This is a genomic window from Pauljensenia sp. C0170B5 (assembly GCF_056590195.1).
Window position 1 is genome coordinate 134884 of the sequence record NZ_JBWPVR010000005.1, and the last position, 22153, is coordinate 157036.

Consider the following 22153-nt stretch of genomic DNA (forward strand, 5'->3'; position numbering starts at 1 on the left):
TGAATGCGTTCGGTCGCAGAGTTTTACCAAGACTGCCTGTCAACTGTTGGCCAGCAGCCGCCGCTGGATGTCCAGCTCGCTGATGCCGTGTCGTGCGTGCTGGCTGAAGACGTGCAGGCCCGCTTCGACCTTCCCGTAGCGGATCTGGCCGGATGCGACGGGTACGCCGTGCGATCGTCTGACCTCGAAGGGGCGCGCCCGGACAGTATGGTGACCCTGCCGGTCACCGAGGAAGTCAAGGCTGGAGATGTTGACCCGGCCGCGCTGGTGCCGGGAACTGCCATCCGCATTGCATCGGGAGCGCCGGTGCCCACAGGTGCAGATGCGGTGATCGCACTGGATTTTACGGATCGCGGTATGGCTAAAGTGACCGTGCGCACCCAGCCGGCGCGCGGTGAGAACATCCGGCGTCGCGCCGAAGACGTGGTCGAGGGGGACGTGGTTCTGCGTCACGGCACGCGTGTAGGTGCACGCCAGGTAGCGCTTCTGGCCGGCGTGGGGCGCTCACGAGTGACAGTGCATCCACGCCCACGAGTGGTGATCCTGTCGATTGGTGACGAGCTTGTGGAGCCGGGTGAACAGGCACGACCCGGCACGGTGTTCGATGCCAACGGGCATGCCCTTTCCACCGCTGTGGCGGATGCGGGTGCTCAAACCTTCCGCGTGGCAGCCGTTGCTGATGGCCGTCAGGCACTGCGCGAAACGATTCAGGATCAGCTGGTTCGCGCTGACCTCATCATCACGACCGGCGGCATCTCGTATGGCTCAGGCGATACGGTGCGTGAAGTGCTCGGCGCGCTGGGCACGGTGCGCTTTGACAATGTGGCCGCATGGCCCGGGCATATCCTCGGAGTTGGAACCGTCGGTGACGAAGATGACGCGACTCCGATCTTCTGCCTGCCCGGTGACCCTGTATCCGCGCAGGTGTGTTTCGAAGTGTATGTGCGTCCTGCCCTTCGACAGATGCAGGGATGGACGACACTGAGCAGGCCGAGCGTGCAGGCTCGCGTGGATCGCTCATGGTATTCACCACGAGGGCGACGCGAATTTGTCCGCGTGCGCCTGACGGGGTCGCCTCGAACCGGATACCAGGCCAAAATCATGGGATCACCTGCAGCGCTATTGCTGTCCGCACTGGCTGAATCGAACGCACTGGCGGTCGTGCCCGAAGAGGTCACGAATGTGCGTGCCGGTGACGCCCTGCAGTGCATGGTGCTTGATTAATGCTGTTCGGCAGGCCGCGGATCTGGGGACGCCACCCCGATGAGCTGACGATTCGCATCGACGATCCTGTGGGTCGCGCTCTGATCAGGCCGCATGGCAGTGCCTCGAGAATCGGGGCGACGGGGAGCGCTGCGCGAACGGGGCGTGATAGCGCCGTGAAGCTCGGGGACAGTGTTGTGATCCGTCCGGCCTACGGTAGCGATCATCTTCGCATCGAGAAAGCGCGTGCCGAGAATTCTGCGTGGCTCAAACCCTGGGAGGCGACGCTGCCGGTCGGATCGACAGAGGAACTCCCCGACATCTGGACCTATCAGCGCCAGGTCGACAGGCAGCAAAAGCGCGGAACGAGCCTTGTCATGATGGTCGAATGCGACCGTCAACCGCTGGGTTTGATCACCGTCTCCAATGTTCAGTGGGGGGCGATGTGTCAGGGCGTCCTCGGCTATTGGATGGTCAGGAAAGCCGCTGGGGTGGGGCTGGGTGCGCTGTGCGTGGCTGGCGTCATCGACCTGATGATCGGTGAGCTGGGCTTGCACCGGGTGGAGGTCAACGTTCGGCCGGAAAATGATCGATCTTTGGGATTGTGCCGAAAAATCGGGTTGCGTGAAGAGGGCTACAAGATGCGTTACATGTGCATTGCGGGCAGGTGGGCTGATCACGTCAGTTTCGCTTTGGATACGGAATCCTGGCCCGAGGGTGGCATCGTCCAATCCGTGTGGAAAATGCCGCTGACGCTGACCTGATTCGCCTCTCATTTGGCGCCGGCGCGCGCGTCAGAACCTGTTTTTGGCAGCCCGTGCCGTAGCGTTAATACGTGGAGTACGGTGGAATCATTGTTGTGATGGCAATCGCGATCACGATCGTCGTGATTGTGCCGCACCTTGTTGACCGACGCACGGCGATCACTCAGTCCCGCGAGGCTGACCGATTCTCGCCCAGGATGCGTCTGATTGATGAGGAATCGGCACTGCGCCATCACAGTGGCGATACTTCATCCACCGCCAATTCGCACTGCGGCTCGACACCGTTGTTGGCGCATCAGGCGCTGCAATCCGGTGATGCTGCTGGAGCGGATGACTACCACGCGCGCCCGGCGCTGCCGGCCACCCAACAACCTGCTCACCTTCGTGGTCATCGAGGAGACACCATGGCTGACGAATCGCGATCCGCACGTCGACCCGACGGGACGACCCACGCGCAACGAGACTATGTGCGCACCCGCGAACTGTCGCGCCTGCGTGCACGCCGCGCGGCACGTATTGCCAGTGAGAAGGCAGCAGGTCAGCGCCGAATGATCCTCAGTGGGGTGTGTGCAGCAATCACTGTGCTGATGATGCTGATTGCAGCGCTGACCACGATGTCATGGGCATGGGTTCTGATTCCCGCGGCGGCACTTGCTGCTGGCCTTGGCGTGTCACGCTGGAGCGCCATTCGTTCCCAGCGCGTTGGTGAAGCCGAAGAAAAGCGGATTATGGAGCTGACGCGTGGCACCTCGGCACGCCGCAATTCCGCGCCTTCGCCCGTCGCCTCCGAGACTGTGGAGCATGCTCCTGCGTCTGAAACGGCAACCGACGAGGGGCCGGATGAAGCCCTTGGAGCCGACGCGTCGATCGAAATCCAACGTGTCGACGACGAGGCGCAGGCGTCTCACAGTGTTGATGACGAGGACGCACGACTCGACCAGGCGACCCGCGATGTCGCCCAGACGCAGCGCGCATGGTCCGTCCAGCGCATCCCTGCACCGACCTACGCATCACGCCAGGAGATTACCGGCCGAGTGGTGCACGCCGATACTGATTTGCGAGGCATCCCTCAGGTTCCTTCCGATGTCCGAGGGCGTCCTATCCACGCGAGCTCATCTTCCGGTCAGCAGATGCGTTCGACTGAAGAGGTCGCCGCTCAGGCGGATGTCGCGTTCGATCTGGACGCGGTTCTGGAGTCTCGTCGCGCTCAATAACGGTGCTGCTTCGGCGCTGCATCGCTCATGTTGATGTCGTCCTGGTAGCGCGTCGCGTCCGATGGAGTTGCCGATTCGGCAGTGCAGCGTGCCCGGCAGAGTCGCCCCGGCAAAGCCTGTTGAGTTTGCGGGTCTGAAAATCACGCTTGGCGTGCACAACCCCCTGGATCTAAACTTTCCAGCTGCACAATCCCCTAGATCTACGCTTCTTTTTGCACGAAGCCCTAGATCTAAGCCTCCCGTCTGCGTACTGTTTTCTGTTTTCGCTGGTCAGGACGCATGATGGAAATTTCGAGAGGCGTGGTGGGCTTTAGAACTAGGGGTATGTGCACGAAGATCCCGAAGATCTAGGGGAATGTGCGCAGACACCTGCTTGTCTTATACGGACGTATCCATCCTGGCGGTGCATCGCGCCATTCCTGTACAGCGTTACGCTATCCCGTCGCTGCATTGCAGCTAATCAGACCTCCCGCACTAGCGGTCGTACACCATGTGATAGAGGAAATCTATTGAAGTGGTAAGTTGCATTGGTTTGGTCTATACTGAGAGTGTTGTGAGAAACCGTTCGACATGCTCGTCATGTGCGTGAGCGGTTGGCGAAACTCGGATAGGAGAACCATGAACTTGATGAACACCCAGATCCGCCCCTTCAAGGCCACAGCGTTCAAAGAGGACGAATTCGTTGAACTGACCGAACAGGATGTCCTCGGCAAATGGGCCATTTTCTTCTTCTACCCAGCTGACTTTTCCTTCGTGTGCCCGACCGAGCTGGGCGACCTCGCAGACTACTACGACGAGCTGCAGAAACTGGGCGTTGAGGTCTACTCCGTGTCCACCGACACGCACTTCACGCACAAGGCGTGGCACGAAGCATCCGACACAATCGCCAAGATCAAGTACTACATGATCGGTGATCCGTCAGGTGAACTGACCAACAATTTCGAGAACATGCGCGAAGGCGTCGGCCTGGCTGACCGCGCCACCTTCCTCATCGATCCAGACGGCGTTATCCAGTTCTTCGAGGTTTCCTCGGAGGGAATCGGCCGTAACGCAGCTGAACTGATCCGCAAGGTCAAGGCAGCTCAGTATGTCGCCGCGCATCCGGGCGAAGTGTGCCCCGCGAAGTGGGAAGAAGGCGAAGAGACGCTGGCTCCGTCCCTGGACCTCGTCGGTAAGATCTGACCCGCATCACTGAACGTCACGCCATCCCGCACACGTAAGTTCTCGTCGCACGTGAGAACGCGTCGGTGCGGGATTGGCGCATCACGAGGGCGACACCTGCCCTCCCGCGTCCGCAATTTTGTGAAAGGCACGTAACGCCATGCCAGTTTTGAATGACCAGCTTTCCGCCCAACTGTCGCAGCTGCTGACCAAAGTAGTAGCGCCGATTGAACTCGCTGCAAGCCTGGATAACTCCGATCTGTCGGCGCAGGTACGGGAGCTGCTGGAGGAAATAGCTGCCAAGAGTGAGAACATTACCCTCACCGACGAGGCAAACCCTCGCACACCATCCTTCGCCGTTCGCCGCATCGGTACGGATGTCGAGGTGAGGTTCGCGGGACTGCCACTGGGTCACGAATTCTCCTCACTTGTCCTGGCGCTTCTGCAGGTCGGCGGTCACCCCGCCAAGATCTCCGACGAGCAACGCCAGGCCATTCAGCGCATCAAAGGCCCGCGCGAGTTCGTGACCTACATGTCACTCACGTGCCAAAACTGCCCGGAAGTCGTGCAGGCACTGAACACGATCTCCATCATCAATCCCTCGATTCGCCACACCGCAGTTGAAGGCGGCGCTTTCCAAAGCGAGGTCGAAAACCACGGAATCATGAGTGTGCCCGTCACATTCGAGGGCGACGAGATGTTTTCCTCCGGTCGCACGACACTCGACGACTTCGTTTCCATGCTGGACGAGGGCGGCGCCCAGGTCGCGGTTGACCAGATGAATCAGGAAGAACCCTACGACGTGGTGATTGTCGGCGGAGGGCCGGCCGCCTCGTCAGCTGCCATCTACACCGCTCGCAAGGGTATCCGCACCGCAATGGTGATGGATCACCGCGGTGGCCAGGTGGTGGAAACCGAGAGTATTGAAAACGCCATCTCTCAGGTGCACACAACAGGTTCTCAGCTGGCTGCTGATCTGACTGAACACATCAACCAGTACGACATCGATGTGTATGTGCCGCAGTGGGCCGATCGCCTTGAAATCGCTGCGGTCAGTGCTGACGACAACTCGCGAGACTATCCGCTGCATACCGTGGTGACACGTTCAGGTGGGCACCTGCGCGCCAGGAGCGTCATCGTGGCCAGCGGTGCGACGTGGCGAACTCTGGGTGTACCCGGCGAAGAGGAATACCGCAATAAGGGCGTGTCCTTCTGCCCGCACTGCGATGGTCCACTGTTCAAGAACAAGGACGTCGTTGTGGTCGGCGGCGGAAACTCCGGTATCGAAGCGGCTATCGACCTGGCCGGCGTCGCGCGCCACGTCACCGTAGTCGAATTCCTGGATCAGCTCAAAGCTGACCGAGTGCTACTGGATGCGATGGACGCCCTCGACAATGTTGATGTCATTGTCGGAGCACGCTCCACTGAAGTGATCGGTGACGGTCAGAAAGTGACTGCCCTGGCATACGAAGATCGTGCAAGCGGCGAGACGCGCTCGGTCGACACGGACGGCATTTTTATCCAGATCGGCCTGGTTCCGAACACGCAGTGGCTTCCCGAAGAGGTGGAACTGAGCGACCGGCGTGAGGTTGTGACAGATCGCGAAGGAAAGATCAACGTGCTCGGGATTTTTGCTGCCGGTGACTGCACAGATGAACCATACAAGCAGATCGTGACGGCATTCGGCTCCGGCGCCACCGCCGCACTGAGTGCGTTCAACTACCTGATTCGCGCCCCGCACCACGACTAGGTCGCGACCAGGCGGCAGCGAAAAATGTGATCACGATGAGCAGGAACTGAGCCAGGCGATTCGGGCTCGCCATGTTGGTGATGGGGATCCACCGCCTGCTCAGCGGATCACACATCAGGAAGGAGTGCGTCAAGGTGAGGAACGTTCGGGCCCTGGAGTATCTTGTCGCGTTGGATGAGGAGCGGAACTTCACGCGTGCTGCTCAGCGTGCTCACGTTTCGCAGCCGACGCTGTCAGCGCAGGTCAAGAAGCTGGAGGAGGAATTGGGAGCCCAGCTGGTTGAACGCGGAACGCAGCAGGTGCTGATCACCCCGGTTGGCCGTGACGTTGTCTACTATGCGCGTCGCATCCTCACTGACCTGGACCACATTGAGCAGGTCGGTCGCAGCGGATCGAATCCTCTGGCCGCCACCGTCACCATCGGCGTATTCCCGACGATTGCACCCTACCTTTTGCCGCGCTTTGCGCCCGAACTTGGGAAAGCGTTGCCAGACCTGACCGCCCATTTCGTCGAGGAAAAATCCCTCGCACTCATGGACGCGCTTGCATCCGGCAGAATTGACGCGGCTGTTCTGGCGGATACGTCTGCGGAGTCGGGCCTGACCGTGGCGCACCTTTTTGACGAGGATTTCGTGCTAGCAACCTCGAGCACGTCAGCCCTAGGCGAGCAAACCACGCCCGTTGACTTGGGCGATTTGGCCGATCATGAGGTGATTCTGCTTGAAGAAGGACACTGCATGCGTCGCAGCACGGTCAGCATCTGCGAAAAAGTCGGTGCCCGCCAGTCAGCCTTCCGCGCCACGTCGCTCGAGACGCTGCGCTACATGGTCGCAGCCGGGAGCGGAGTGACGCTGCTGCCTCGGCTGGCGACGATCCCTCCGATCGCGCAACCCGACGGTCTGGTTCTTCGCGAGTTCTGCCCGCCGCGCCCCTACCGCTCCATCAACCTGGTATGGCGTCGATCCAGCCCGCTGGACGAGCTCAACGCCACCATTGCTGACCTGATCAGCTCACTGGTCGCACCTGTCTCTCATGCAACGGAGGAGCAGTGACATCGGCCGCTCCCTCGGCGCGAGCGCTTTTTGACGCGCTGTGCAGGCGCATTGACGCCGGTCAGTGGTGGCCGGCCGACACCCGCTTCGAGATCGTGGTGGGTGCTGTCCTGACGCAGAATGTGGCGTGGCGCAATGTGGAGTATTCTCTGGCAAATCTGCGCGAAGCCGGCCTGCTCGAGGCGCAGAAACTGGCGACCACTGCATCTGCCGACCTGCAGCGCCTGATCCGTCCCAGCGGCTTCATGCGCGCCAAGTCCGAAACCCTCATCCGTGCAGCACGCTGGTTCCTCGACGACGCGTCCCACACGCGGTTGCCGACCGACGAACTGCGCGCGAGCCTCATCGCCTTGAAGGGGATCGGCTCTGAAACCGCCGACGACATCGTGCTGTACGGCTATGAGCGTCCCGTATTCATCTGGGACCTGTATGCGCGCCGGTTCCTGAGCGCCGCCGGGTGGGCCGTGCCTCGCAGCTATGAAGCCGCGCGTCGCACTCTTCAGCCCCTCATTGACGAGGGTGACTTCACGACACCTGAACTGGCCCACTTTCATGGGCTCATTGTTGAAGCAGGCAAGAAGGCTCGATCCTGCGGCGGATGGGAGGCGTTCTATCCCACGCTTGAGGTGTCGCAGGGCGGTTGAAGCAGCGCAGGGCATGCGTGCTGGTGCTCGGATCCACGGTTCCCGTCACATTCCAGTACAGGTACGACGCATCCCAGGCGCCGGGAATGCGGGAGAAGTCCTCCGACGCTGTCACCGGATCGCCATCACCCACAACGCCGTCCTCAAAGAACGCGTCGAACGGTGTTCGGACGCGATCATGCGTGTCGCGGTCGTTGACGGTCAGAGGGAACTGGTCGTAGTACTCAGATTCAGGGGCGCGCGGGCAGCGCATCCATGTGTGCGCGTGCCAGCACGGGTTGCCCGTCACCGTTGGCAACGACGCTCACCACGCCGGTCGGGCCCACTCGGGTGGCATCAAGGCCCAGGGCGGTTACCTCGTCAATGATCGTCTGACTGGTGCGTTCTTCTTCCATCGACACTTCGGGATGGCGGTGAAGGTCAGCACGCAGGTCTTCTTGCCATTTGTGAATATCGGCGTACCGGCCGGCGATGTGCTGAACGTGAGACATATGTCCTCCTCTTTGCAGCTGGTGGCAGCGGCTCACATGCGCGGGACTCGTCGCCCGGATGCCTGCAAAGGCCTCTGAGTGCATTATCTGTCTGATCGCTGAGCGTTCCAACGTATCCGGGGCAGGTGCACGCTCGAGGCGTCGTGAGATTGACACGATGGGTCCCACGTTCTAATATTCACTTTTATTAGTGGCTTTCATAAGGGAGATGGGCGAACGTCCATCGCAATAATGCCCATGAAAGACGTGGCAATGAGGCAGTGAGGACGCAGTATGAGCACTCGGCGTAGTTCAGAGCGCGGAGACCGGCGTGCCCTGGACGTAATCAACGTGCTGCGTCAAGGCGGCGCCACCCATTCCCAACTCGCTCAAGCCTGCAGCGTGACGCGACCGACCGTGACGCCGATCCTGGAAGGCCTGGCAGCACGCGGAATGATCGTTGAGCAAAGCAGCGTCGTTGACGGTGGCAGGCCGGCACGCGTATTCACTCTGGCGCCCCACGCAGGATTCGCTGTGGGCGTGGATCTGCTTCAACGGACAATGGCCATCAGCGCGATCTCCATGTCCGGCTCCATCATCCAATCGCGTGTAGCTCAGCTGAAGGCCCAAAGCGGGCAGGAACGCTACCGCGAGGTAGAGGCGCTCATCACCCGCTTCATTGAAAAGCTGCGGCCCCAATGGGGACCCGTTCACGCCTGCGTCGTCTCCACCACAGGTGTCATTGATGCCCAGGGCACGATTGTTCGTTCAGACCTGATCCCATCGTGGGCTGGCTTTCCATTTGGTGATGCCCTGCGCCGCGATCTGGAATGCCCGGTTCGAATCGAAAATGACATCAACGCTGCGGCAATGGGTGAATTTGTGACTCGCGTCAGCGACGGAAAACTTGCCGCCGATGACGACCTGCTGTTCGTGAACTGCCAGTTGGGCATCCACACGGGGCTGATCCTCAAAGGACAACTCCACCGAGGCTGCTCATTCAATGCCGGTGAAATCACAGACGTGGTGGACGCGCCCCTCGTGGAGGAATCCGTTGCCCGCAATCAGGTCGGCACCCAGGATTCACCGCAGGACAGAGCCTCCCTCGAACGTGCCTACGCCCAATGGGGCGAACGACTGGCCGGCATAATCGGACCGCTGGGGGTGGTGGTCGATCCGCGAACCATCGTCATTGCAGGCCTTCCCGCCAACTCCACGCAAGTCATGGCAGCAATCAAGAGGAAACTTGCCAGTCTGCGCCCTGAATCCGCACCTGATCTTCGAATCGAAGAATCTCCCTACGGCACGGCCTGCGCCTCAATTGGCGCCGTCGCATGGGCACTGCTGGACGCAGATCGCCACCTCTTCGGGGAAGGGTCCTCGCAGTTGCCCACGCTCCATCACCTTCACTCAATTCTGTCAGCTCAACTCAACAGGAGGCATACGACGTTGACGACTCAGCACACATCCAGTTCATCTGCGCCACTGAGAGTCGGCGTTGTGGGGATCGGGGCCCGCGCCCCTCTGGCTCTGGGAGCCGAAAATGCCAGTGTTCCGGCGCAGATCGTCGCAGCATGTGAACCGCATCCGCAGCGCCGCGAACGCGTCGAGAAACAGCTCAAGCGGGACCCGGACTCGATTGCCGTATGCGAAGCAGTCGACGAGCTCATTGAATGCGACGTTGACGTTGCATTTGTGACATCACCAGATGACACCCATGCCGACATCGCGTGTCAACTGCTCAAGGCAGGAATCGACGTGTACGTTGAAAAGCCGCTCGCCATCCACCTTGACGATGCCACACGCATCCTGGAGACGGCATATGAAACTGGATCGAAGCTGTACGTCGGTCACAATATGCGCCACATGAACGTCGTGCGCACCATGCGTGATCTGATCCGCGCGGGGCGAATCGGTGAAGTCAAGACGATCTGGTGCCGACACTTCGTGGGCGCAGGCGGCGACTTCTACTTCAAGGACTGGCACGCCACGCGTGAGCACGGCACGGGGCTGCTGCTGCAGAAAGCCGCACACGACATTGACGTGATGCACTGGCTGGCCGACTCTCACACGACAGACGTCGTCGCAATGGGCGACCTGATGGTATACGACAAGATCACCGACCGCGGCGATCATTCCAACGAGCTCATGCACGACTGGTATTCCCTCGACAATTGGCCGCCCATGACCCAAAAGGGCTTGAACGCCGTTATCGATGTCGAAGACGTGTCCATGATGCTGATGCGAATGGAATCTGGTGTCCTGGCCTCATACGAGCAATGCCACTTCTCGCCCGATTACTGGCGAAACTACACGGTGATCGGCACCGAAGGGCGTCTGGAAAACTTCGGTGACGGCGAGGGCGGGCACATCAGCTTGTGGAATAAGCGCACGATCTATAACCCTGATGGTGACGAGCAGTTCCCCATCATCGGTGATGAGAAGGGGCATGGAGACGCCGACAAGCTGATTGTTGACGAGTTCCTCCGATTCGTTGCCCACGACGCGGTGACCGACACATCGCCTTTGGGAGCATGGTACGCGGTGGCTGCCGGCATCCAGGCAACGAGTTCGTTGCGCGAGGGGAACGAGCCGCGCCACATCCCCGAACTTCCTGAACACCTTGTTGCTTATTTCAATCACAACCAGGTGAAATAACGGCTACTGAACTGAGCCGCGCTATTATCCCAAGATCGTATATAAGTAATACTCACAACTTGTAGCGTGAAGAATCGACTACGTAACCCAAGGGAGGGTGCCGATGTCTCGAGAAGGAGTCGCTTCCGTAGAAGAAGTTGCCGCTGCGGAAAAGACACGGCAACGACACAGTCCAAGCGGGCTGGTCTATCTGCTCAAACGCCTGGGATTCTATGTCGTCACTGCTTTTGTGGCAGTCGTCTTGAACTTTGCCATTCCGCGCTTCATGCCCGGCGATCCGGTGGTCACGTTGACCCGCCAGATCGAACAACAAACGGGAACCAAGCTCAGTGCAGAACAGGTTCAGTCGATGTATTCCCTCTACGGCGATCCGCAGAAGAACATCGTGGAACAGTTCCTGACCTACATCTGGGACGTCCTGCACGGCGAATTCGGTATCTCCGTCATGCGATACCCGACCAGCGTGGGAGAACTCATCAGTGGTGCGTTGCCGTGGACCGTCCTGCTGGTAGGTGTTACAACTTTACTCGCCTGGCTCGTGGGAACTGCTCTGGGAGCCATCGTCGGCTGGAACCCGGGATCGCGCCTCGACAACATCCTCACTCCCGCTTCAACGTTGTTCTCATCATTCCCAGCATTCTGGGTATCGATGGTCGTGCTGTGGGTCTTTTCTTTCCAGTTGAACTGGTTCCCTGGTGCAGGTGGATATGACCCCGATGTTCCTTTCGACATCAATAACTTCTACTTCGTTATGAGCGTGCTGCGGTATGGCGCACTGCCCGCATTCACCCTCATCCTGATCGGTTTTGCCGGATGGCTTTTCTCGATGAGAAACATGATGGTGACGACGATTTCGGAAGACTACGTCACGCTGGCAAAAGCAAAGGGATTGCCCGAGCGAACCGTGCTGTTCCGCTACGCGGCGCGTAACGCGCTCCTGCCGAATATTACGAATCTGGCCATGGCAATGGGAGGCATCGTGGGTGGTGTCGTCCTCAGTGAAATCGTCTTCACCTACCCCGGGATCGGTTACCTGCTGCTGCAGTCGATCCTCGCGAAGGATTATCCAGTCATGCAGAACATCTTCCTCATGATTGTTTTTGCCGTCCTGATCGCTAACTTCGTTGCAGATTCCCTGTACGTGGTTCTCGATCCTCGAACGAGGGAGAACTGATGCTCAAGCAATTTCTCTCAAGCCGCAAAGTACAGGTCGGAATTTCTGTCCTGATCTTCTTCCTGATCGTTGCGATTTTCGGTGAACTGTTCATTACCACAGTGATGAACCTGGACCCGGCAGCCGTCGACTACGAAAACATGGGGTCAGCGCCAAGCAGCGAACACCTTCTGGGCACGAACCTTGCCGGACAGGACGTATTTGCGCAGACGGTGAAAGGCGCGCGCGGATCGGTATTCGTCGGTTTGATTTCCGGTCTTCTGGCAACGGTGATCGCTGTCCTGGTCGGAACATGGTCGGGATACTCAGTCGGCCTGATCGACAAGGTGACGATGGCTTTCGTGAACGTGCTGATGACCCTCCCAAGCCTTGCACTGATGTTCATCATCGCCGGCTACATCAACAATGCCGGGATCGTCATGATCGCCCTGATTATCGGCTTCCTGGAGTGGCCCGGTGGTGCGCGAGTCATCCGTTCGCAAACGCTTTCTCTTCGCAACAGAGACTTCACTGCGGCTCTGCGTTCAATCGGAGAAAAGAGGTGGCGAATCGTCATGGTCGAAATCGTGCCTCACCTGGGCGGCATCATTTCGGCAATGTTCCTGCGTGCTCTGGTGGCTGGCATTTTCGCTGAATCCTCCCTCGCATTCCTAGGTATTGGAAATACAAACGGAATGTCCTGGGGTATGCAGATCGGGCAGGCACAACAGCAGGGCGCATTGCTGCGCGGCATGTGGTGGTGGTTCCTGCCACCAGGTATCTGTATCGCCCTGATCGGCTTTGCGACGGCAATGGTGAACTTCGGTCTGGATGAAATCACGAACCCCTCACTGAACGCACGATTGACGAGCATCACCCGCAAGTTCAACAGGAAACGTGACCGAGAGATTCGATCCAGCGATCAGCCCGTGATGTGGAGCGCAGATACAGGGACGGTGACCTCATGACAGAGCCAGTGAAACTGCTGGAAGTTGACAGCCTGTGCGTCGACTATCTTGGTGTTGACGCCGATGCGCGGGCGTGCAACGACGTCAGCTTCACGCTGCATCGAGGCGAGATCCTGGGCGTGGCTGGTGAATCAGCTTCCGGAAAATCGACGCTTCTGACAGCGATCATGAGGTTGCAAAAACCGCCCGCCGTTATCGCATCTGGCGCAATTCGCTACTATTCCCCAGACGGAAAGGTCATCGATCTGGCGCGTGCCAGTGAGGACCAGATCCGCCCCCTGAGGTGGGTTGATCTGTCAATCGTGATGCAGTCGGCGATGGCCTGCCTGAACCCGGTGATGCGTCTGGGCAAACAGTTCGATGACGTGCTGGCAGTCCATAATCCCAGGATGGATAAGAAGGCTCGCCAGGAACGCGCAGTGTCGCTGCTGGAAGATGTTGGCATTGGCCCTGACGCCATGACACGTTACCCGCATGAATTGTCCGGAGGGATGCGGCAGCGCTCACTGATCGCGCTGGCGCTGGCATGCGATCCAGAACTGATCGTGATGGATGAGCCGACCACTGCCGTCGATGTCGTCATGCAGCGCCAGATCCTCGACGAGATTCTGGCACTTCAGGAAAAGCTGGGATTCTCGGTCATTTTCGTGACGCACGACCTGTCGTTGCTCCTCGAGATCGCTGATCGCATCGCAATCATGTATGCCGGCAAGCTCATTGAAATTGCTGATGGCGAGGACCTGGCAGATGACCCGATCCACCCGTATTCGCGTGGTCTGCGGGATGCTTTCCCCTCGTTGACCCAGCCCAAGCGGAAGTTCCACGAGATTCCTGGCACCCCTCCCGACCTGTTGAATCTGCCACCAGGCTGCCCCTTTGCGCCGCGCTGTGAATTCAGGGAACCGCGGTGCGAGGAAAAGCCGCCAGTTCTGATTGATCTCGGAGGCGGACGCTCAGTGGCCTGCCCCGTCATGGTGGAGAGGAGGAACGACCATGCCCGAAACTGAAGTGGTTCTCGCCGCTGAAGATGTGACCGTCACCTTTGAAGGCAAGGCACAATCAGGTGGACGCAGCACTGTCACTGCCTGCGATCATGTCAGCCTCGAGCTGCACAAGGGCGAAGTGGTCGCCCTCGTCGGTGAATCGGGTTCTGGAAAAACGACGCTGGCGCGTGCCCTTGCCCTCCTCGGTGACATCGATTCCGGGCAGATTTTGCTGCACGGCAAGACGGTGAACCTCAGCGGGCCGAACCGCATCAGGCCTATTGAGTACTACGGGCAGGTGCAGATGATCTTCCAGGACCCGTTTGCCTCGCTCAACAACCTGAAGACGGTGCGTCACATCATCGGCAGAGCGTTGAAACTGCATGGCCGCGCCACTAGTCGGCAGGAAGTTGAGCAGCGAACGTTGGAACTGCTGGAGATCGTGCATCTGACTCCTGCCTCAGAGTTCATCGACCGGTATCCCAGTTCCATGTCCGGTGGGCAACGGCAACGCGTCTCGATCGCGCGATCGTTGGCTGTGGAGCCGTCTGTGCTGCTGGCAGATGAACCCACGTCGATGCTGGACGTGTCGATACGAATCGGTGTGCTGAATCTGCTCGATGAGCTGCGTCATGAACGTGGCGTGTCCATCCTCTACATCACGCACGACATTGCCAGTGCGCGATACCTGTCTGACCGGATGGCCGTGATGTACCACGGGAAGCTGGTTGAAGTGGGCCAGACCGAACAGATTGTGCACGAACCTGAGCACGACTATACGCGGGTTCTGATTGGCGCTGCACCGGATCCGAGCAGGCGAGTCAAGAGAACGAAAAAGCGATAAAAGAAATCCAACTACGTACCAGAAAGGTCACACAATGATGAGGAGATGGAGACGAGCACTGGCAGTCGGCCTGTTGTCAGCGGTGACGCTGACCGGCGTCGGGTGCTCCTTCGACAAGGGAGACGGGGCATCGTCGAGTGCCTCCGGAGACGCATCGAGCTCCGAGGTCAAGATTGCCGGCTGGGGCGGAACCACCTGGAGTCAGAACTTCAACCTGTTCTCCCCGACAGCAACTGCGGTTACGCCGGGCACAGCGTTCTTTTACGAGCCGTTGGTTCGTCTTGATCGCACCAAGGCCGGTGAGGTTCTTCCCTTCCTTGCTGAATCATGGGAATTCAATGAGGATGGAACAGAACTGACATTCACCCTGCGTAACGATGCGACGTGGAGCGACGGTGAACCATTCACCGCGAAGGATGTGGCGTTCACCTGGCAGCTCGTGATCGACGGAAAGACCAAGGCGTACTACCCATTCAAGGAAGTCAGCGCTATCGACGACACTCATGTGAAGGTCGTGTACGACGAACCGGCGTTCGCTGACCTGGTTTCATTCGCAAAGCGCCAGATCATTCCGGAGCACGTGTGGAAAGACGAGGATCCGGCTACCTTCACCAACCCTGAGCCGATCGGGACGGGTCCCCTCGTCCTTGATTCCTTCTCGCCTCAGCAGCTGACACTGAAGATGCGCGACGACTACTGGGGTGACACATCCACTGACGTCAAGACCGTGAAGATCATGGCCATGAGTGCTGACGCCGCTAAGGACGCCCTGAAGAAGGGGACAATTGACTACGGCACGGCCGGGTGGGAAAACGCTGATGAAGAATACGTCAGCAAGGACCCCGAGCACTTCAGCTATACCTTCTACCCGGTGGGCACCAGCGACGGAATCGTCTTCAACACGATGAAAGCACCGTACGACGATCCCGCAGTCAGGCGTGCGCTGCGCGATTCGATTGACCTGGAAGCTGCCGCGAAGGCTGTCAACGTTGGATACTCAGTGCCGACGAAGGCTGGTCTTGACCCCCGCGTGTACGGAGATATCCTCGCGAGTGGTCAGGAAGCAAAGCTGGATGTCGAAGCCGCCAAGAAAGATCTGGCTGACGCCGGATGGGAGGTTGTCGACGGCAATCTGGTGAAAGACGGACAGTCCTACACGCTGCAATATGATGTCTACCAGCCCTACACCGAATGGGTGCTGACGGCGCAGATCCTAGCTGACCAGTGGAAGCAGAACCTCGGCCTGACAGTGGGAATCAACCAGCTGGCTGACCAGCCATTTTCTCAGCTGGTCGAATCGGGCGACTACGGCATGATGTCCTCGAGCCCGACGCAGGGTCTGCAGATCACGGACGTCGTTACGCACTTTGACTCGGCGCGCGTCGGAACGCCTGGAGAAAAGAATGACGGCAACGAGATGTTCTTCAAGAACGAGCGTCTCGATGAGATCGGCGTCAAGCTTGGAGAATTCCCACCGGGAAGCACGGATGATGAATTCAAGAAGCTGGCTGTCGAAGCACAGGAGATCCTGGCTGAGGAGGCCCCGTTCATCGCCACAGCAACTGCCGGCTGGAAAGCCGAGCTCAACTCGATGAGGTGGACAGGCTGGCCTGTTCAGGGAGAAACTACCTGGGTACCGAATAACACCTTGCCGGCAGACGCTATTCTCAATATTTTGAATCTGAAATCATCATGACGCGATCAACACTGGAAGTGCGGGGCGCGCAGTTCCTGCGCGGCAATGAACCGCATCTCATCATTTCCGGCGCACTGCATTATTTCCGAGTGCACCCGGATTTGTGGGAAGACCGTCTCAAGCGGCTGGCCCTGATGGGCTGCAATACCGTCGAGACATATGTGGCGTGGAACTTCCACGCCCCGGCTTCCGGGGTTGTGTCATTTGAAGGTGGCAGAGACCTCGGCCGCTTCCTCGACATTGCGGCGGAGCTTGGCCTGGACGCGATTGTGCGACCAGGGCCTTACATTTGTGCCGAATGGGAAAACGGCGGCCTGCCGTCGTGGTTGACGCACGACACATCCCTGCGGCTGCGCTGCCGCGATGAGAAGTTCCTGGCGGAAGTGTCCCGCTGGTTCGATCAGCTCATCCCGATTGTGGCGCAGCGCCAATCCAACAGGGGTGGCAACGTCGTTGCCGTCCAGGTGGAAAACGAATATGGTTCATGGGGGGATGACGCGCAATACCTCGCGATTATGCGCGATATGGTCACCGATCGTGGGATCGATGAACTCCTGGTGACGAGCGATGGTGGCGCTTCCCTGTGGCTATCTGCCGGAACCGTGGAGGGCGCGTATCCGACCGGTAACTTCGGGTCGCGAGCTGAACAGGTCCTCCCCGTGCTGTCTCAGTGGACAGACGGCGGGCCGGGGGTGTGCATGGAGTTCTGGAACGGGTGGTTTGACCATTGGGGAGAACCCCACCACGACAGAGACGCCCAGGACTGTGCGAACGAACTTGATTTCATGCTCTCGCACGGCATGAGTGTCAATTTCTACATGGCGCACGGAGGCACCAACTTTGGCCTGTGGGCCGGTGCGAACCAGGCGGAGGACTACCAGCCGACCACGACCAGCTACGACTACGACGCTCCCATTGCTGAAGACGGAAGGCTCACGGCAAAATTCCACGCCTACCGACAGACGATCGCACGCTACCGGGATCTTCCCGATTACGAGGCAGAACGCGAACGTCTGGGGATCACGGAAAATCCCACAATGCAGCCGCGCCTGGATCTGCAGCTCGAGCATTCCCACAACCTGCGCACACTGCCCTTGTGGCGCAGTGAAGGTGAAGGCTGGCCGTGGGTTCCCACCTTTGAAGAAGCGGGAATCGACCTGGGATTCCAGCTGCTCAAACGCGAGATCACGGTCTTCCCCTGGTCTGACGGCGCCATTGTGCCGCTTCGGTTCATGGAGCTGCACGACAGGGCCTACGTGTGGGGTAATGGGGTCTTCCTGGGAGTTGCTGATCGCAACGATCCTGACCAGGAAATATCGCTGGAGCCTGCGCTGGGCGATGTTGCGGAGAGGCAATCGCTCGAGGGGACAACGGTTGACCTGGAAATACTCGTCGAGAACCTGGGGCGTGTGAACTTTGGCCCCCACCTGGGCGATCCTAAGGGAGTCGTTCGAGGAATCTGGTACGGGGTGCGTTTCCTGAACAATTGGCAGGTTGTCTCGCTTTCGCCAGAATCGCTCCTTGCCGCATGTCAGGAAACGGATGTGGTAAATTCCCAGCTCAGCGCTTCGGCCGGGTTGCCAGTTCTTGCCTCGGCGGCATTTGACGTCGAGGACGAGGCGGACGCCTACCTGGACGTATCGCAATGCGGTCACGGCATCGCCTGGATTGATGACTTCTGCCTGGGGCGTTTCTGGAATATCGGGCCACAGCACGCACTGTACGTCCCGTCGCCGCTGCTCAAACCCGGCAGACATCGGATCACCGTGCTGGATCTGGAATGTGAGCACCCCTCGGTCTCACTTATCGACCATCCGCTGTTCACCACGGAGGACTAGAAGCACTGGAACCGTTGGTGCGGACACATCTCAGGCCCTGGCTCGGCGCAGCCAGGGCCTGAGTGCATGGAGAGGTGCCCGCGGTGGCTCTACGATGGCAACCATGGCACACCAGATTTCGGCACCTGTTCCTGCAGAGCCTGGCGACAAAGTGGCACTGCTGTCACCTGCGTGGGCGGCACCGGCTTATTTCCCGGAGGTTCACCGCCAGGCAGTCTCGCGCATGGAAGAGCTGCTGAATGTGGAAGTGGTTGAATACCCCACCACGGCGGCAATGAATGCGTCACCAGCTGATCGCGCTAGGGACTTCAATGCCGCACTTGCTGATCCGCAGATCCGCGCCATTTTCACCACCGTGGGCGGCGACGATCAGATCCGGATCACCCGGTTCCTTGACCCTGTTCTGGCCCGACGTGACCCGAAACCGGTGTTCGGATACAGTGACAACACAAATATCCTGAACTGGTTGTGGCGCAACGAAATCGCGTCATATCACGGTGGCGCCTCCATGGTGCATTTCGGAAGTGGCCCTGGTGTGGATAGCGAGCACCTGGCAACGGTGCGTGCAGCGCTTTTTGGTCAGGAAGACCTGCCCTTGCCCATGCCTGAAGACAGTGAGGACTACGGGTGGGACTGGTCGACGCCACAGGCACTGACTGAGCCTGTCCGACGAGAAAGCGCAATTCCCCTCGAGTTTATCGGCCCTGACGCACTTGTACGAGGGCGCACCTGGGGCGGCTGCATGGAAGTGATCGATCAGCTGGCGCTCGCGGACCGTCTGCCGGCGGCGCGTGAACTCGAAGGTGCGATTCTTCTGCTGGAGACATCCGAAATGCTGCCACCGCCGGATTACGTGGGACGCTGGGTGCGCGCGATGGGGGAGCGTGGGTATCTGGACGCCGCCGCAGGTCTGGTGTTCGCCCGTCCTGTGGTGCGTAATCGGGAGATGCCCGACGAGCCGGAAGCTGTGGTCACGGCTCGCCGCGAGGCCTACACCGAGTACCTTCTGTCCAACATCGTTGACTACACGCGCGACCTGCTGGTGTGTATCGGGTTGCCGTTTGGCCATACGCGACCGCAACTTGTCCTGCCCTATGGTGGTGAAATCACGCTTGACCCGTCAGCGGGCGCGGTGATTGCACATTTCGCATCCGTGTGAGTCGCCCTCGTCAAAATGCAGGTTGATGCCGCAGTCGATAGTCAGGGGAGTCACCACGTTAAGTGTTGGATTGGCAGGTTCGCCGGTGATCTGCTGAATGATGTCGCGGAGCTGCTCGGCGCTGTGCACCCCTGAGTTCAGCTGCTGACACAGAAGCCGGGTCTGGACTGCGCGGGCATGCATGAACTCCGTGGCTTCACTTCCGGGTGTGAGTGCCTGGCCAGCAGCCATCATTTTCAGGAATTCTGCTCGATTGATGTGGCTCCTCATCAAATTCCTACACCTGAAGTGATCCCGTATGCCACTGGGGTAACTATTCACAGCTGTTAGAACGAAAGAGGTCGAAAAGGTCTGCCTCGTTTCCGTCAGTTTCGTTGATTTCGATTTTCGGTCAAGGAGACGGAGATTACGGTTTAGAGGTTACCCTCGTTTAGTGGACACCCAAGTAGTACGGATGATGTGTCCGTAAGAGAGGATGTTCATTGTGAGTCAACAACGCAGGAAATAGTTGAAATCACGAGGGTGCTTCGTAAATACTTCCAAAGCGCTATGCCTCGGTTTCAATATGCGACGACGTTGCAGCGGTTGGTTTGTCCAGACCCGCTTTCGAACCGAGGTCAATACCGAGTTTCTCCTCAACCTTCTGCATAGAGTCCTCGCCTCCCTTCTTCGAAGCGAGCTTATACATCATGCCCAAAGTCGCCTTCTGGGAATCATTCAAAGCATCCGTCAGGCCCTCCAGACGATCCGCATACTTCGCAAAAACATCCTTCGGATCACTCGACACCTTCGACACACCACCCACAGCCCCAGGAATCCCAGACACACCACTCGAAGGCTGCTTAGCCTCATCAAGAATTCCCTGCCATTGAGCCTTGCCAGCCTCGTGAAAAGCAATGTAGCGTTGCGCCGCCGCGGATTGCATCCCTTTCTCAGCCACCGAACCGCTCGCACGGCTCGGAGAATACGCAAAAATCAACCGTTGTTCTTCCTTGTAATAGTTGCTGATTGCCAGCCCATTTGTAGTATCCGGACCGAGACACCCTCAACAGGCGTGCCATACGCTTGAAACTTTAATTCGCCTTCTCCTGCCACATTAGTTCGAACTTTTTCGTTCGCGTTGCTTCGCAGCGAAGAAGGGTATCGCTTTTGGCAAAAACTCGTTGTCCATCCTGGCCTCTGCCAACTCACGACGCAGACGAGCATTCTCAGCCCGAAGATCCGCCCCGCTCATCCCATCGCAGGCACCTCGGCACTCCCTCTCATTTTGACCCACTTGCCCAAAAGCCCAGGAGCGACACCAATTTCCCTCGCCACATGAGCAATCGGGCGCTGGGACTCAATCACTAGATACGCGGCCTCGCGCCGGTACTCCGGTGTAACCCCCTTACGTTGCTGACTCACAATGAACATCCTCTCCTACGGACACAACATCCGTACCAATTGGGTGTCCACTAAACCAGTGGTAACACTCACGTAGTGGTGTATCGTCGGTGTTGATAGAAAGGGGTGTAATGAAGCACAAAGCGATTTGGGCCATGTTTGCGGTCTGTGCAGTTTCTCTGGCCGGTTGCGCCGGTGGTGGAGAGGCAGCGCCGGAAGTACCCGACGGCTGGATGACTGACACAGTTGCTGGCAAGGTTGAGTTTGCCTATCCAAAGGATTATGACAATACGGAAGGAGAATTCTTTAACTGGAGCAATATCCACGCTTCAAAAAACCTGTATAACTATGTGGTCGGTAATCAGGATCCTAACGTAACTGAGATTCCACAGGCAGAAGGTACGTTCGTTTCCCAAGCGACCGGGTTTGAGTACAACCTACAGCCAGGTCGGGTGGAAAACATCAAAATGCAGGGACATGACGTGCGTACCCTGGACTTCACGATTAGTGATCAAAACCTGACGAGCCGTGCCTGGTTTATAAAGATTGACGACAATACGGTGGTTTCCATTGCTGCCATGTTCGAAAAAGAGAACCAGGCAAATCTGGATAAAGTCGCTAAATCTATCAAGATCCTTTAGATAGGAAAGTCCATGAATCGGATATCGAAACGACTGAAAAGCGAGGATGGCGCGGTTGCCTCGTTGGGGACGGTGGCTATGCAGATTACGCTGAAAGACACGGTTCCCAATACCGCCGTATCGAAGCTCTCGCAGAAGTAGACGGCCAGCTACGCTCACTGGACCTCAAACGCGAACATATACGCCAAGCCATCCGCCAAGCTGGGGAAGCTATAATGCTCTACGCCTCGGATCTCGCGCATGATTACCAGTAGAAAATAGAAAAAGGATCTAAGAAGTCTGTTCACTATACAAACCTTTTAGCGCCAGCAACACTTTTTAGCGGCTACTCCCAGGCACGCACCCACTAGCTGAAATCAGCCTCAGGCGCATCACCTCGGCGACCCCCGCAGACGCATATAGACAAGCGAGTAAAATCCACAAACCTGCGCTGACAAGCCAAACCGCCCCTCCGCGCAACACAAAAATAGGACGCTCACTTTGTATCAAAATGAAGGGTTACCGGACAATTTGTGTGTCTATTGGTGGCGTGTCGTGTTGTTTTAGGGTTTGTATTTGCCTGCCCAGCCTTT

The 22153-nt window shown here is 58.5% G+C and carries 21 protein-coding genes; 17 read left to right on the plus strand and 4 right to left on the minus strand.

The features are described 5' to 3' along the window. Positions 1–3 precede the first annotated feature (3 nt). The 7 genes from AC1EJZ_RS07805 (at position 4) to AC1EJZ_RS07835 (ending at position 7788) form a co-directional block, all read left to right on the plus strand. On the plus strand, positions 4–1224 hold the full coding sequence (locus AC1EJZ_RS07805) for a molybdopterin molybdotransferase MoeA (RefSeq protein ID WP_480294481.1): 1221 nt from the start codon (positions 4–6) through the stop codon (positions 1222–1224). Continuing rightward, entirely contained in the window at positions 1224–1967 is a 744-nt protein-coding gene (locus tag AC1EJZ_RS07810; protein WP_480294483.1) for a GNAT family N-acetyltransferase, read from the plus strand. Before AC1EJZ_RS07805 ends, AC1EJZ_RS07810 begins: the two co-directional genes overlap by 1 nt. A gap of 71 nt (positions 1968–2038) precedes the next feature. Beyond that, positions 2039–3181: a hypothetical protein gene (locus tag AC1EJZ_RS07815; protein WP_480294485.1), complete on the plus strand. Its 1143-nt coding sequence runs from the start codon at positions 2039–2041 to the stop codon at positions 3179–3181. A gap of 618 nt (positions 3182–3799) precedes the next feature. Next, the gene (gene ahpC, locus AC1EJZ_RS07820; RefSeq protein ID WP_070728220.1) at positions 3800–4363 is read left to right on the plus strand and encodes an alkyl hydroperoxide reductase subunit C; all 564 of its coding nucleotides are present in this window, start codon (positions 3800–3802) and stop codon (positions 4361–4363) included. A 139-nt stretch (positions 4364–4502) separates the two neighbouring features. Beyond that, entirely contained in the window at positions 4503–6092 is a 1590-nt protein-coding gene (gene ahpF, locus AC1EJZ_RS07825; protein WP_480294487.1) for an alkyl hydroperoxide reductase subunit F, read from the plus strand. Positions 6093–6226: 134 nt separating this feature from the next. Continuing rightward, entirely contained in the window at positions 6227–7144 is a 918-nt protein-coding gene (locus AC1EJZ_RS07830) for a LysR substrate-binding domain-containing protein (protein WP_285016027.1), read from the plus strand. Further along, positions 7141–7788, plus strand: coding sequence for an endonuclease III domain-containing protein (locus AC1EJZ_RS07835; RefSeq protein WP_480294489.1), 648 nt, complete (start codon positions 7141–7143; stop codon positions 7786–7788). The genes AC1EJZ_RS07830 and AC1EJZ_RS07835 overlap by 4 nt, the downstream gene beginning before the upstream one ends. Positions 7789–8018: 230 nt before the next feature. Here AC1EJZ_RS07835 and AC1EJZ_RS07840 read toward each other — a convergent pair whose 3' ends face one another. After that, complete coding sequence (locus AC1EJZ_RS07840) at positions 8019–8279, minus strand: hypothetical protein (protein ID WP_058237802.1); 261 nt, start codon at positions 8277–8279, stop codon at positions 8019–8021. 273 nt (positions 8280–8552) lie between these two features. Between AC1EJZ_RS07840 and AC1EJZ_RS07845 the strand changes: the two genes are divergently transcribed. The 8 genes from AC1EJZ_RS07845 to AC1EJZ_RS07880 all read left to right on the plus strand — a co-directional run bounded on the left by AC1EJZ_RS07845 (position 8553) and on the right by AC1EJZ_RS07880 (position 19557). Then, positions 8553–10916, plus strand: a complete 2364-nt coding sequence (locus tag AC1EJZ_RS07845; RefSeq protein ID WP_350309984.1) for an ROK family protein — start codon at positions 8553–8555, stop codon at positions 10914–10916. 103 nt (positions 10917–11019) lie between these two features. After that, positions 11020–12090 (plus strand): ABC transporter permease, encoded by a 1071-nt coding sequence (locus AC1EJZ_RS07850; protein WP_285016030.1) that lies wholly within the window; start codon positions 11020–11022, stop codon positions 12088–12090. Continuing rightward, the gene (locus tag AC1EJZ_RS07855) at positions 12090–13037 is read left to right on the plus strand and encodes an ABC transporter permease (protein ID WP_070728235.1); all 948 of its coding nucleotides are present in this window, start codon (positions 12090–12092) and stop codon (positions 13035–13037) included. Before AC1EJZ_RS07850 ends, AC1EJZ_RS07855 begins: the two co-directional genes overlap by 1 nt. Further along, complete coding sequence (locus AC1EJZ_RS07860; RefSeq protein ID WP_480294491.1) at positions 13034–14044, plus strand: ABC transporter ATP-binding protein; 1011 nt, start codon at positions 13034–13036, stop codon at positions 14042–14044. The genes AC1EJZ_RS07855 and AC1EJZ_RS07860 overlap by 4 nt, the downstream gene beginning before the upstream one ends. Continuing rightward, positions 14031–14864, plus strand: a complete 834-nt coding sequence (locus tag AC1EJZ_RS07865) for an ABC transporter ATP-binding protein (protein ID WP_058237805.1) — start codon at positions 14031–14033, stop codon at positions 14862–14864. Before AC1EJZ_RS07860 ends, AC1EJZ_RS07865 begins: the two co-directional genes overlap by 14 nt. Positions 14865–14898: 34 nt before the next feature. After that, positions 14899–16560, plus strand: coding sequence for an ABC transporter substrate-binding protein (locus tag AC1EJZ_RS07870; protein ID WP_082628665.1), 1662 nt, complete (start codon positions 14899–14901; stop codon positions 16558–16560). Continuing rightward, a complete protein-coding gene (locus tag AC1EJZ_RS07875; protein WP_480294494.1) occupies positions 16557–18398 on the plus strand; it encodes a glycoside hydrolase family 35 protein in 1842 nt (613 codons plus the stop codon). The genes AC1EJZ_RS07870 and AC1EJZ_RS07875 overlap by 4 nt, the downstream gene beginning before the upstream one ends. Positions 18399–18501: 103 nt before the next feature. Continuing rightward, positions 18502–19557, plus strand: a complete 1056-nt coding sequence (locus tag AC1EJZ_RS07880) for a S66 family peptidase (protein ID WP_092649047.1) — start codon at positions 18502–18504, stop codon at positions 19555–19557. Here the strand turns inward: AC1EJZ_RS07880 and AC1EJZ_RS07885 are convergent. From AC1EJZ_RS07885 to AC1EJZ_RS07895, 3 genes are all read right to left on the minus strand, one after another. Beyond that, positions 19519–19827 (minus strand): hypothetical protein, encoded by a 309-nt coding sequence (locus tag AC1EJZ_RS07885; protein WP_058237808.1) that lies wholly within the window; start codon positions 19825–19827, stop codon positions 19519–19521. The two genes, AC1EJZ_RS07880 and AC1EJZ_RS07885, sit on opposite strands and share 39 nt — an antisense overlap. A gap of 277 nt (positions 19828–20104) precedes the next feature. After that, a complete protein-coding gene (locus AC1EJZ_RS07890; protein WP_141757434.1) occupies positions 20105–20497 on the minus strand; it encodes a hypothetical protein in 393 nt (130 codons plus the stop codon). Between the two features lie 290 nt (positions 20498–20787). Further along, on the minus strand, positions 20788–20970 hold the full coding sequence (locus AC1EJZ_RS07895; RefSeq protein WP_082628667.1) for a transposase: 183 nt from the start codon (positions 20968–20970) through the stop codon (positions 20788–20790). Between the two features lie 101 nt (positions 20971–21071). Between AC1EJZ_RS07895 and AC1EJZ_RS07900 the strand changes: the two genes are divergently transcribed. Beyond that, on the plus strand, positions 21072–21581 hold the full coding sequence (locus tag AC1EJZ_RS07900) for a hypothetical protein (protein ID WP_058237810.1): 510 nt from the start codon (positions 21072–21074) through the stop codon (positions 21579–21581). 12 nt (positions 21582–21593) lie between these two features. After that, positions 21594–21722 carry a hypothetical protein gene (locus AC1EJZ_RS07905; RefSeq protein ID WP_257525666.1) on the plus strand — a complete coding sequence of 43 codons (129 nt, stop codon included), beginning with the start codon at positions 21594–21596 and terminating at the stop codon, positions 21720–21722. Positions 21723–22153: the final 431 nt, after the last annotated feature.